Origin of the sequence: Streptomyces sp. NPDC048419 (genome assembly GCF_043200415.1) — a bacterium.
In the GTDB taxonomy this organism is placed as follows: domain Bacteria; phylum Actinomycetota; class Actinomycetes; order Streptomycetales; family Streptomycetaceae; genus Streptomyces.
In genome coordinates this window covers 1-11,510 of record NZ_JBICXT010000070.1, presented here as the reverse complement: position 1 = coordinate 11,510, position 11,510 = coordinate 1, and the positions used below count along the sequence as shown (strand labels likewise).

Below are 11,510 nucleotides of genomic sequence, written 5' to 3'. Positions count from 1 at the left end.
GGCCGGCTGACCCCCGTCGAATTCGAGATCGTCATGACCACACCGGCCCTCCAGGCCGCGTGATCGAACCTGTCACCCGAACCTGCATCAGACCCAATCGCATGCGGACGATGACGGTGCGGTAGATCGCGGCGTTGAGCTGGCGATGGCCGCCGTGGTTGATGCGGTGTCTGCCGCTGGTCATTCCGGAGCCGGTGGGCACGGGTGCGATGCCCGCGAGTTTGGCGAGTGCGGCTTCTGACTTGATGCGCTCGGGGTTGTCGCCGACCACGACGAGGATTTCCGCGGCTGTGTCCACTCCGATGCCGAACGGCTCGAGTAATTGCGGGGCGGCTCGGTGCACCAGGTCATCGATCATCTTCGTCAGCTCTTTGGCCTCGGCATCGAGGTACTGCCACCGCTTGGCCAGCGTGCGCAGGGCGTGACGGAGTGCGTCCTCAGGGTAGGGCCCTCCAGCTGTCGAGGACGCAGACCCGCCAGGTGCCGGGCCAGAGCGATCTGTGTTTTGCCGGCGGTCTCGTGGCGCAGGCCATCGGGGGCGTGGACGAGCATCGCCTTCATGGTGACCATCGCGGCCGCGCGCTGTTCGACGGCCTGGTCGTGGGCGATCTTTAGCCGGCGGATCATCTCGGCCTCGCCGTCCGCCGTCTTGGGAGTGGCGGTGGCGAAGCCGGCGAGCGCCTCGGCGTCAGCTGGCAGAACGTCCAGCGCGTCGCCAACGACCTCGTGGCCCTTCGCCTCGCCGCCTATGAGTCCAACCCGGACCACCGCGGCTCCCCCCGGCTAGCCCTGACACCTCGCGGCAAGCAGTCACTCACCCGCGTCACCGCCAGGGCCGAACGACTGCACCGCACCCTCTTCGCAGCCATCCCCGACGAGGAGATCCGCGCCACCAGAGCGTCACTGCGCCGATTGCTGACCGAGCTCGACCGCCACGAAGCAAAATCAGGCAAGCGGTAGACACGCGCGCTCTCATCGGGACGTCGGTGCACGGCGACGGATCGTGGGCGGACACTCGCGACGAACCAGCAGAACCCCAGAAAACGCCCCGCCGCCCTGCCAGACGATCTTCATCATGGACACCGGCCGCCGACCAGCGCGAGCACAGAAGAACGCATTCACACGAGCCCCCATGACCAGCGACTTCACTATGCCCGCCACTCGCTGCACCCGGTCGACGGCGTTGGTCCGGCGCGAGCCCGGCCGCGCAGCACGTTCAACGGTCGCCGGCTGGCCGTACCGCCGTCCTCGATGGCGCGCCGCCCCGCGTAGAGCCGCTCGAAGCACCAAAGGACCGTGAAATACCCGGTACGAACGTCAGGGAGGGCATCGTCGCGGAACGTGTCGGCAGAATGCAGGGGCGCCCCGAGTAGGTCGCGGGCCTTCGCGACCAGCCGTTTCCCACAACGCCGGAGCCGACAACTCTCGCGCGTTGGGTGTGCTGCGGCTAGAGCAAGACGTACCAGTGAGCCTCCGCCAAGTTCGTTTCCGCAGTTCAGTGGGGCTGGTGTGATGTGTCGATGAGGCCCTCACGCTGGCAGGTGGCGTGATCATCGGGGCGAGATCGTCCGCCCCGTCTCGTTACCGCTGCACTTCGCTGTTCGCCAGGACGAGCAGGGCCCGCAGGAGCGTGGTGGCCTGCGGGGTGTCGGTGCGGAGCTTGGTCAGGATCCGCCAGTTCTTGAGGTTCGCGAAGCCGTGTTCGTTGGCGGCGCGTTCGCGGCTGACCAGGCGGTTCGCTTCCTTCTCGGTGGCGGTCAACTTGTGGTTGCGGGTGGCCTTGCGGCCGGTGATGATCACCGGGTCGTCGTCGGGTTTGTCGTCGAGGCCGACGAAGCCGAGGTCGGCCAGGGCGCGGAGGCCGGTTTCCCGCAGGGTGTTCGGTGATCTTGTTGTGGCGGGCGGTGGTGATCTCGCTGGAGCGGCCGGGCTTGGCCGCGGAGATCCAGATCAGGTTGCCCTTCTCGTCGGTCAGTGCGAGAAACAGCAGGCCATGGGCCTTGTGCTTGCCCGAGTAGTTCTTCCGGTCGTCCTTCCCGGTGCGGCGGTGGGTGCGGATCAGGGTGCCGTCGAGGAGGACCACGACCCCGCCGCTGCGGGCGATCTTCTTCAACGCCCGGTCCAGGCGCGGGGCGCGGGCGGCCAACAACTTGACGACTTCCTTCACCCAGCGGCGGAGGGTGGACTCCCCGACACCGTTGCCGCCGGCCATGTCGGCCAGGCGCTGGTCGTGCGCAGGACGGCGAGCACGATGACGGCCTGCTTACCTGGTTCGGCCTTGCGCCAGGGCGAGCGCATCTGGTTCCGGCGCTGGCGTATCAGGCCGGCGACGAGGCTGATGGTCCGCTTCGACAGCGGGAGGCGGACCTGGTAGACAACATCCTGAGCGCCCTCGGCGGGCTGGTTTTTCGTCACACATCAACCAACTCCCGCCGGGGGCCCTCGCGTTACGGCAGGAATCGGCCCGTCCGGCCGCCAACACCGCTGGTCAGCATGGTCGGTAGCGGCCCGATGCGGTGCGGACAAGCCAGCCCCCGTCGGAGAGTTTGCGCAGCTGACCCCGGACCGGCTCGATCTTCCCCGGCGTCGTTTCCCGGCCCAGTCCGACGGCAACGTCCTTGGCCATCACCGGACCGTCCGCCCCGGCCACGATCTCCATGATCCGGCGGTATTCCGAGGTCAGGGCCTGAAGCCCCATCCCCTCGACACGATCGGGCACCACCCGCATCCCGCCCGCACTCGGGCCCACCGTCACAGCAACCGGCTCCGGCTCCGGCTCCGGCTCCGGCTCCGGCTCCGGCTCCGGCGACACGATGCCCGACGGCCGCCGTCCACCGTCGGTGGCCTCGGCCCACTGCCCGAACACCACCTCGGCGGCCTCCAACCGGGCCACCTCCAGCTCGAGCTCGCCCAGCTCCTTACGCAGCAGCTCGGCACGTTTCGCCAGCTCAAGCCGCCGCCCGATCGTCCACGTCAGCACGTCTGTCATGACATCCCTCCCGACGCGGAACCTACGCGGCAGCCCCGAACCTCACGCCAAAACCCGCGAGAACACCCGCGCCGGACGATCTCGTGCTAACGATCACCCCACCTGCCAGCGTGAGGACCTCACCGGCGCATCACACCAGCCCCACTGGACTGGGGAAACGAGCTTGGCGGAGTCTCACTGAAAATGCCTATGTGTCTGCGTGAAAGGAGTGATCTTATCCGTATGGGTAAAATTACCTTAAAGGTATGAAGGGGTCGCTTGGGGTAGTACGTTGCGCCAGACACCTCCGCTCGTTCGGTAGGGCTTCCTTTCCCAGGGGTATCGCGGCTGTCTGGTATCGGGGTCCAATGGTGAGAGTCAAGCCCTTCGCACTCGCCGGTCAGAAGAGGCATGCAATGGATCCATGGCTGATCTGGTTGATCGTCGCAGCCGTGTTGGCTTTGGCGGAGATACTCACCCTCACTGCTGCGCTCGGGATGCTGAGTGCGGCGGCGTTGGTCACGGCGGGGTCCGCCGCGGTGGGGCTGCCGCTGCCCTTCCAGTTCTTGGTTTTCACCGTCGTCGCCACGGTCACCGTGTTGTTCGTGCGCCCCATTGCCTTGCGCCACGTGCTCCAGCCCCAGGCGGAGCGATTCGGCATCGACGCGCTGGTCGGCAAGCCTGCCTATGTCGTCTCGGAGGTGACGGGCCGGGACGGCAGGGTCCGTATCGACGGCGAGGAATGGACGGCCCATGCCTACGACGAGACGCTGGTGATTCCCGTCGGAAAGACCGTCGACGTCATAGAGATCAGTGGCGCCACCGCGATCGTCTACCCCCGGGACTGAACGATGGAAACCTCGGCGTTCCTCATTATCGGCCTGATCGTCGCCCTGATCGCGGTTTTCACCGTGGTGCGGGCGGTTCGCATCGTGCCCCAGGCGCGCGCTCGTAATGTCGAGCGGCTCGGCCGCTACCACCGGACCCTGAATCCCGGCCTTAGCCTCGTCATCCCTTACATCGACCGCGTTCACCCGGTGATCGACCTGCGGGAACAGGTCGTCTCCTTCAAGCCGCAGCCGGTGATCACCGAGGACAATCTGGTCGTCGAGATCGACACCGTCCTGTACTTCCAGGTCACCGACCCGCGAGCGGCTTTCTATGAGATCGCGAATTTCCTTCAGGCGGTCGAGCAGCTCACCGTCACCACCCTGCGCAACGTCGTGGGGTCCATGGACCTGGAGAAGACGCTCACCTCACGGGATACCATCAACAGCCAGCTGCGTGGCGTGCTGGACGAGGCCACCGGCAAGTGGGGGCTGAGGGTCAACCGGGTGGAGATCAAGGCCATCGACCCTCCGCAGTCCATCAAGGATGCGATGCAGAAGCAGATGCGGGCCGAGCGGGACAAGCGGGCCGCGATTCTCGGGGCCGAGGGGCAACGCCAGTCGCAGATTCTCACCGCCGAAGGCGACAAGCAGGCCGCTGTCCTGCGCGCGGAGGGTAACCGTACCGCTGCGATTCTCCAGGCCGAGGGCCAATCCCGGGCCATCGACGAGGTCTTCCAGGCCGTGCATCGCAACGATCCCGACCCCAAGCTGCTTGCCTACCAGTACCTCCAGGCGCTGCCTCAACTCGCGCAGGGCTCGGGCAACAACTTCTGGGTGATACCCAGCGAGATCACCTCCGCACTCCAGGGCGTGTCCCGCGCCTTCAGCGAGGTGCTGCCCCAGTCGCCGGCCACCCGCGAGAAACCCACGGACGACATGGCTGCCCAGGCCGCCGACGACACGGCTCAGGCTGCGGAAGCCGCTGCCGCCGCCCTCGCCGACGCAGCCAAGGCCGATCGCGTCACCCCAGACACCCTCCCGTCCCACCCCCTCGCTGACGGCGGGTGACAATGACCGGACATCGGGTGGTGAAGGTGACCGTTGTGGGCAGGTCGGCGGCCTTGATGGAGTGGTAGGCGGCGTCGCCGGTGACGTGGATGGTGCGGTCAGGGAAGAGCGCGGCCAGGTCGTGGACCATCTCCAGGGCCAGGTCGGTGCGGGAGGCGGTGGACTTGCCGCGCCACAGCCGGGCGGCCACCGGCAGCGCGATCGGCTTGGTCAGGAAGGGCAGGCGGACCTGTCAATCCCCAGAAAGCGTGGAGGACTTCCTTATGCTGCTCGCTCCTCCTGTTGCGCTCGCGTCCTGGCCTCGGTGACGGTTCGTTCGAATTCCACCGGAGCCAGTCCGCCGGCGGCGCTGTGCGCTTGGACTCTTCGGTTTATCGCTTCGTGTACTTGTTTCCCACCTGGTGCTACTTCCTCTGGGACCTCAGGTCCCAGTCTCCAGGTGTCCACGATCAAGGGGAAGGTTCACCTTGCGCTCCCAGCCGGATGAGAGCCGGCAGTTCCTGGAACTGAGACAGGCACTGCGTGAGGCCTACCGCTCCCTGGACGCTGGCGGACTCAAAGATCTCTCTGTGCAGCGCCGCCGTGTCGTCTCCGGACTGTCCCGGCAGGCCGCCCAGCTCGCGCGCGACACCGGGCACCGGCTGTCTGAGCCGGTCCAGCAGGACCTCGAAGCGACCATGCGCGCCGTGCTCGCCGATCCGGACGCAGTCCGAAAGGCCAAGAGCATGTCCGCACTGTGCACCCACGCCCGAGTCGACTTCCACTTTGACGGCGAGACCTGCATGTACGCCAGGGACCTACGTCCAGGCGACAAAGTCTCCGTCCTGCGAGGCTCCGCCCAGGCCGTCGTTCGGGAAGCCGCCCCGGCCGACGAAGAGGGATGGACGTCCGGTCCTCCTCGACGTCTCCGGCCCCACGCTCATGCGCTCCGACAAAGTCCTGTCCGTACGTCGCCCCGAGCCCGACGCCGACCACGCCGACAGTGATGGCGGGGACGACAGCGACGGCGGGGATGAGCCGGACGTGTCCGCGGCCGTCGACCTCACCGTCACCGAAACCGTCGTCTACACGTTCCGCTCCCAGGTCGACGTCCCGACCAAGTGTCGCGGCCGACTCGGCAGAACTCCTCGACAACCTCGACGAGACCGGCTACCTGGATCATGTCGCCCCGCGTCATCCGGCCCAGAGCATGACGGAGGAGATCGCCCGGGCATCCGCCGCGCTCGAAGGCTCCGACGACGACCTGAAGTCCAAGGCCCACAAGCGGCTGATGCTGCTCACCCGCGTGTGAGCCCGAGCGAGGACTGACGCCCTCCAGCCTCGCGCTTTCATGGGCGTGCTCGTCCACGTCTTGATCAAATAAGCGGAGAGTGCTCCTGACCTGCAACGATGGGACTTGTCGAGGGTCCTGTTGGCTGCACGGAAGAAGCACTCTCCAGGTGAGCAAGCGTATCGGGTTGGGTCTGGACACCGCGATATCGGCGGCAATGGCGCCGTGGCGCAAGCCGCGGACGGTGCACGACCCGGGCAAGGTCCTGCTGGATGTCGCGCTCGCAACAGCTCTGGGCGGGACTGCCTCGCCGACGTCGCCGTGCTGCGGGCCGAGCCCGTCGTGTTCGGCCCGGTGGCATCGGACCCCACGGTCTCCCGGCTCGTCGACGCCCTCGCCGCAGCCGGACCAAAGGCCCTCACCGCAATCCGCACGGCCCGAGCCGAAGTACGCACGGCCCGGCCGGGTCCGGAGAGCCGGTGGCTGTCCTGCTGCGGCCCGGCAACGCCGGCTCCAACACCGCCGCCGACCACATCGAAACCGCCCAACTCGCCCTGGCCCAACTCCCCAGACACCTGCAGCGGGGACACCAGACGCTGATCCGCACCGACTCCGCCGCCGGCACCCATACCTTCCTCGACTGGCTCTCCAGGCCAGGCCGGTGGCTGTCGTATTCCGTCGGAATGACCATCACCGACGCCATCCACCAGGCTGTACTGAAGATCCCGAAGAAGGCGAGGACACCGGCCTACGACGCCGGCGGCACCGAGCGGCCCGGCGCCTGGGTCGCAGAGATCACCGACATGCCCGACCTCTCCTCCTGGCCGAAGGGCATGCGGCTGATTGTCCACAAGGAACGCCCGCACCCCGGCGCCCAGTTGCGCTTCACCGACCTCGACGGGCTGCGGCTGACCTACTTCGCAACCAACACGAAAGGCGGCCAGCTCGCCGACCTCTAATTGCGTCACCGCAGAAGGGCCCGCTGCGAGGACCGCATCCGAGGCGCCCGCGACACCGGTCTGCGCAACCTGCCGCTGCACGACACGGCACAAAACCGGATCTGGCTGGAGATCATCTCCCTCGCACTCGACCTCCTCGCCTGGATGCCCATGCTCGCCCTGACCGGCACCACCCGCCGCTGGGAACCCAAACGGCTTCGCCTGCGACTGTTCTCCGCAGCCGCCCAGCTCGTGAACACCGGCCGCCGCCACTAGCTGCGCTTCACGGTCCGATGGCCCTGGACCGACGTCATCACCCACGCAACCGAGCGGCTCCATGTCCTGCCGAACCCCGGCTGACCAGCCACTTCACCCATCCCGACAACCCGCATCACCACACCGGGCCGTGGAACCCGGCGCCTACCCCACGCGAGAGCCGGGCCCCTCAGCCTGCCCCAGCCCGAAAGGCCTACCGCGCAGACACAAAGTCCCCGTCAGCCAGCTGACCGGGACTCATGAATGATCGAGGCTAGGTGCTTGGAGCACGCGGGCCGGAAGCCATGCACAGATCTGCTCACCAAAGTTCCTCGCCGGGAGTGGTGAGTGGTGCGGTAAGGCCTGCGGGTTTTGCGCGGAATCACTTGCGTTCATGCCCGGCCGTTCCGTGCCTGGACGGCCGCTGCCAGGTGCTCTTGCAGGGGAGCCGGCATCGGCTCGCCTGTCGCGGCCGCCGTGACCGCCTCGGCAACGTCCCGCAGTTTGATGTTGGCGTGCTGGGAGACGGTGACCAGGATGTCCCACGCCTCCTCCGGCTGGCAGGCGCACCCGCACCGATCTCATCGAGGGTTGCCTCGCCGAAACCGGCCTCTCGCTCAACACGACAACTGAGCTTCTTCAACCCGGCGCCCCAAGCGGAGGGGCAAAACCATCTGACCTGCACCAACCTGTCCGACATGACACCCGATCGGTGGCCAACTCGAAGAAGCTCACTGAACGGAAAGGTCAGTAGGATCTCTAAGCGGAGCCGACCCAACCTGGCCGCCCGCACGCTCAGCGAGCTCGGGACCCTGCTCCGCAGGTGGCTCAAGTCGCTGCAATACCGGCGCAGCATCCTCGGCGGGTTCCTCGCCGGGACAGGCCTAACTAACTCTCGACGGGCCAGTCAGACCCTATGCACCGAGGTCAGTAGGCCGGGGAGTTGAAGTCGATCCAGCGCTGGCGAGCGCCCGCGCGAAATCACGGCGCCCCCGGTGGGACCGATTGACGAATCCCGCACCAGGCAGGTCTCGAGGCGGTGACTTCGGGCCGCCGGTGTAGCACCCCGCGGTTGCCCGGGCTGCACGGACGGAGCAGTGTGGACAGGTACGGCCGCACAGCTCCGAGCAGCGGGGCGCACGGGAAACGGAGCCGGTAATGAATGCTCTGGGTGGTGATGAGGGCGACGCAGTCAAGCTGGTGGAGCTGAGCGAGGCGGGCTCGCCAACGCTCGGGGAGCCCGCCGCCATGCAGGGCAAGTTTGTGCCGCTCCTCAACCTACTGTGGCGTGACTCCTCCCTGTGGTGGGAGGCGTTTAACGACTGGAACGAGTTCCTGGCTTGGGCGAACGACCGGAACGGCGCCGACGCAGTCTATATCGCCCCAGACTACGGAATGGACGCCCTGGACGAAGCCTTGGACGCACTGCCAGACCCTAGCCCCGAAAAGAAGTACGAGTACCTTACTACGTGGATCTTGGGAAAATGGGCGGCCGTGCCGGAGTCGCCGGAGCAAGCTACTGACCTGCTGCCCGTGGGCGACGTCGGAGAAGCCAAAGGTTGGGATGCCTACGACCCTAATTATGAGATCGCATACGACCAACGCCGAGAGATCTACCTCTATCGCAAAAAGGTGGGAAAAGAAGATGGGGCATGGACACCTAAGCTCCCTCCTTTGCGTGAAGAAGCAAGCGACACTAGGTACATCGGCGTCAAACGCTATGGCACGACTGGCTGGTGGTACGGCTACGACACCCAGAGCCACCAGCAGCCCTCAAGCCAGCGCTGGCGCTATTACCTGTCCGATGGAAAGCCCACCGGCAAGGAAGGGATCGGTTGGAAGACCGAAGAAGAAACAATCATCGTTTGCCGGCCCCACGAGCTAGCCGAAAAGGCTGGCCTCACGGGGTGGGGTCTAGAAAATACCCGACATGCGGCGGACAGGTGCTGGGCCTACTGTAACCCCATCTCCGGCACGTTGCGGTTCATCGAAAGCAGCGATCCGACGCCACCACCCCTGGTCGGCTCCGAAGGCTGGACCGACAAGTTCCCTCCGGCTACTGAACAAAGAGAAAGAAGGACAGCAATTAATCAGCTCATCCAAGAAGTTCCTGCAGCATTGACCTTCTCACCCGAAGCGCTGCACCGAATTATCCATGAAGCAGCGCTTCGGCGCCCAGCCCGCATCTCCTGAGGTAAGCCATGTCCAGGCAGGAAAGCTCCCCGGAAAGCCTTCGCACTCAAGGACAGAATCAAAGCATAGAAGAAATTATTCAAGCTATTACAAATATGCCGTTGGACGCGCAAAGGGCCTTGCATGATGCTTCCAAGGCGGACGTCGAAGAAGCGTTGAATATCAAAAAAGGGCAGCAATCGCGACCGCAAAGGGTGGAGGCACCGAAGCCGAGCAATCAACAGAAGAGGCCCGTGCGCGTTCTGGTCGAAGCGATCACCCGGAACGGCTGGCAGGTCAGTCAATTCTCGCGCCCTCTTCACGTTTCGGGAAAATGGCTGAATGATGAGCAGCTAGAGCAAGGTTTTCCAGAATTTACACATTCCCTTGCCCAGTGCTACGGGGACCTCGAAAGGCCCAGTGACGAGCCGACTCGTGTTCACCTGGAGAAGTTGTATGACGTGTTCGTCGAGACATCCAGAAGTGTGCACAGTATCAAAGAGTGGCCTGCGGACTGGGGAAAAGAGAGAATTAAATTCTCTCCCGAAATTTTCTCCAGCGCCCTATGGGACGGGGCTATTTGGCTCCGCAAGACTGCCAATCGCGTGCATCGTTCCGCGGGTATCAAACTGAGTGATTTGACAAGGCCCCAGGCCCCTACATGGAATGATAGTGATCTGGCCGACGAGTCCGCTCTAAAATCGATTATACACGCAGTTGCGGGCGATCCCAACCTTGCAATAGAGGACTTCCTTGAGCTGGTGGAATCCCGGACCAAGTGGCTAAAGTCGCAAAAAATTCTTGGAGATCGCAGACTGAGTGATTTCTTGATGCATCTACGCGTCTGCGGGGGAGAAAAATCCACCCCTGAGGCTGTCGTGAAGTCTTGGGACAGTCTATCAAAGCTGTTCCAGGATCACAGTACTGTCTGTCATCGCATGGAAGAATGGCCGAATGGCTGGATCCCGTCCGGAGTGGAATTCGTTTCCTCTCCAGACGTATGCGGCAGAATTTTCCATGAAGCATCCGGCGCCGCGCTCCAGGAAGCCTCAAAACGGCGCCACGACCTGGGCAATAGCCTGGAAGAGCATCAGGCCACGGTGTCGTCTCGTCGGCGCACGGGCCCTGCCTCCGGGACGACGCGGATATCCCAATCGGCAGCGACGCCGGCCCGAACCACCAGAAAGCCCCCCTTCCGCCCCGTTCCCACTCGACGGGTCCCAGACACGTCACAGCGTCCCAGTCCGACCAAGCCTTCCTCCAACGTTCCCTCTGCTCCGGCGGCAAAGGGGGTCGGAATATCCGAGAGCGCAAAAAACAAGACGGAAGGCACCAAGCGGGGGGTGGTCAACTCGGTGCTCAACACGTTCTCAAGCGCTTCCGCTGCTGTAAGACAGGCATTCAATTCCTTCAAGAAAACCTTGGGGAAGTGGTTTAGCCGGAAAGATGCTTCAGGATCTGGTTCGTCTATGCGGGCATCGGCAAGCCAATCGTCTGGCACCTCATCAAGCACGGAGCCACCAAAGGCGCAGTCGAGCCCACCGTCCGATCCCTCGTCGGGCCAGGGCCCGCCCTCGCCCCCAGAGGAATCTCGCTGAAAGAAGAAGTTGAGGGCTACAACCGCCGGTTCAGCCAGACCCGGACCTTTGGTTGAGATCGGTTCATGGTTGGCTGGCGTCGGCGGCCTCTGTCTTAGCTTGACTCTGTCGGGGATCTTGGAGTTGCCGAGGTCAACTGCCCAGGGTTCGCCAGGACTTCGGCCGGGGTATCTCGCGTCGATCAAGGTAGCTCTGGAAGGCAGTCGGTCGGCGGGGCGTGGGTGCTTCCTCGGTTGGCGGCAGTCCGCTGAGGCGCTCGATGTTGACGGCGATGGCCGTTACTGACTTCCTCGGGTTGTTGTCGGCTGCTGGGTGGGGGTCAGTCTGGTGCCAGCCAGGCAGCCATCGATGAGGTCAGGCCGGAGCTGGATATGACGTAATCCCCGGCGGAGGGTGCGCTCGAGATGCTCG

At 64.8% G+C, this 11,510-nt stretch carries 10 protein-coding genes and 3 pseudogenes; 5 read left to right on the top strand and 8 right to left on the bottom strand.

Annotated features, from left to right (window positions below; all coding sequences use genetic code 11):
- Positions 1 to 31: 31 nt before the first annotated feature.
- The 6 genes and pseudogenes from ACGFYN_RS46970 to ACGFYN_RS46945 form a co-directional block, all read right to left on the bottom strand.
- Positions 32 to 358 carry a transposase gene (locus ACGFYN_RS46970; protein WP_393872114.1) on the bottom strand — a complete coding sequence of 109 codons (327 nt, stop codon included), beginning with the start codon at positions 356 to 358 and terminating at the stop codon, positions 32 to 34.
- A 5-nt stretch (positions 359 to 363) separates the two neighbouring features.
- On the bottom strand, positions 364 to 768 hold the full coding sequence (locus ACGFYN_RS46965) for a hypothetical protein (protein WP_393872113.1): 405 nt from the start codon (positions 766 to 768) through the stop codon (positions 364 to 366).
- Positions 769 to 1,581: 813 nt separating this feature from the next.
- Complete coding sequence (locus ACGFYN_RS46960) at positions 1,582 to 1,875, bottom strand: transposase family protein (RefSeq protein WP_393872115.1); 294 nt, start codon at positions 1,873 to 1,875, stop codon at positions 1,582 to 1,584.
- Between the two features lie 61 nt (positions 1,876 to 1,936).
- Positions 1,937 to 2,212 (bottom strand): annotated as a pseudogene (locus ACGFYN_RS46955) (IS5/IS1182 family transposase); the annotation flags it as partial.
- Complete coding sequence (locus tag ACGFYN_RS46950; RefSeq protein WP_393872112.1) at positions 2,164 to 2,415, bottom strand: hypothetical protein; 252 nt, start codon at positions 2,413 to 2,415, stop codon at positions 2,164 to 2,166. The pseudogene ACGFYN_RS46955 and the gene ACGFYN_RS46950, both read right to left, overlap by 49 nt.
- Before the next feature lie 73 nt (positions 2,416 to 2,488).
- The gene (locus tag ACGFYN_RS46945; RefSeq protein ID WP_393872111.1) at positions 2,489 to 2,989 is read right to left on the bottom strand and encodes a hypothetical protein; all 501 of its coding nucleotides are present in this window, start codon (positions 2,987 to 2,989) and stop codon (positions 2,489 to 2,491) included.
- Between the two features lie 395 nt (positions 2,990 to 3,384).
- Here ACGFYN_RS46945 and ACGFYN_RS46940 point away from each other — a divergent pair, with 395 nt between their 5' ends.
- Both ACGFYN_RS46940 and ACGFYN_RS46935 read left to right on the top strand, forming a co-directional pair.
- Positions 3,385 to 3,816, top strand: coding sequence for an NfeD family protein (locus tag ACGFYN_RS46940; RefSeq protein ID WP_393872110.1), 432 nt, complete (start codon positions 3,385 to 3,387; stop codon positions 3,814 to 3,816).
- Positions 3,817 to 3,819: 3 nt separating this feature from the next.
- Complete coding sequence (locus ACGFYN_RS46935; protein WP_393872109.1) at positions 3,820 to 4,866, top strand: SPFH domain-containing protein; 1,047 nt, start codon at positions 3,820 to 3,822, stop codon at positions 4,864 to 4,866.
- Here the strand turns inward: ACGFYN_RS46935 and ACGFYN_RS46930 are convergent.
- Positions 4,820 to 5,056 (bottom strand): hypothetical protein, encoded by a 237-nt coding sequence (locus tag ACGFYN_RS46930; protein WP_393872108.1) that lies wholly within the window; start codon positions 5,054 to 5,056, stop codon positions 4,820 to 4,822. The two genes, ACGFYN_RS46935 and ACGFYN_RS46930, sit on opposite strands and share 47 nt — an antisense overlap.
- Before the next feature lie 1,225 nt (positions 5,057 to 6,281).
- Here ACGFYN_RS46930 and ACGFYN_RS46925 point away from each other — a divergent pair.
- Positions 6,282 to 7,434: pseudogene (locus ACGFYN_RS46925) on the top strand (IS1380 family transposase).
- Between the two features lie 287 nt (positions 7,435 to 7,721).
- Here ACGFYN_RS46925 and ACGFYN_RS46920 read toward each other — a convergent pair.
- Positions 7,722 to 7,880, bottom strand: a pseudogene (locus tag ACGFYN_RS46920) (ABC transporter ATP-binding protein); the annotation flags it as partial.
- Positions 7,881 to 8,487: 607 nt separating this feature from the next.
- Here ACGFYN_RS46920 and ACGFYN_RS46915 point away from each other — a divergent pair.
- Positions 8,488 to 9,522 (top strand): hypothetical protein, encoded by a 1,035-nt coding sequence (locus ACGFYN_RS46915; protein ID WP_393872107.1) that lies wholly within the window; start codon positions 8,488 to 8,490, stop codon positions 9,520 to 9,522.
- Positions 9,523 to 9,530: 8 nt separating this feature from the next.
- A complete protein-coding gene (locus tag ACGFYN_RS46910) occupies positions 9,531 to 11,099 on the top strand; it encodes a hypothetical protein (protein ID WP_393872106.1) in 1,569 nt (522 codons plus the stop codon).
- Positions 11,100 to 11,510 lie beyond the last annotated feature (411 nt).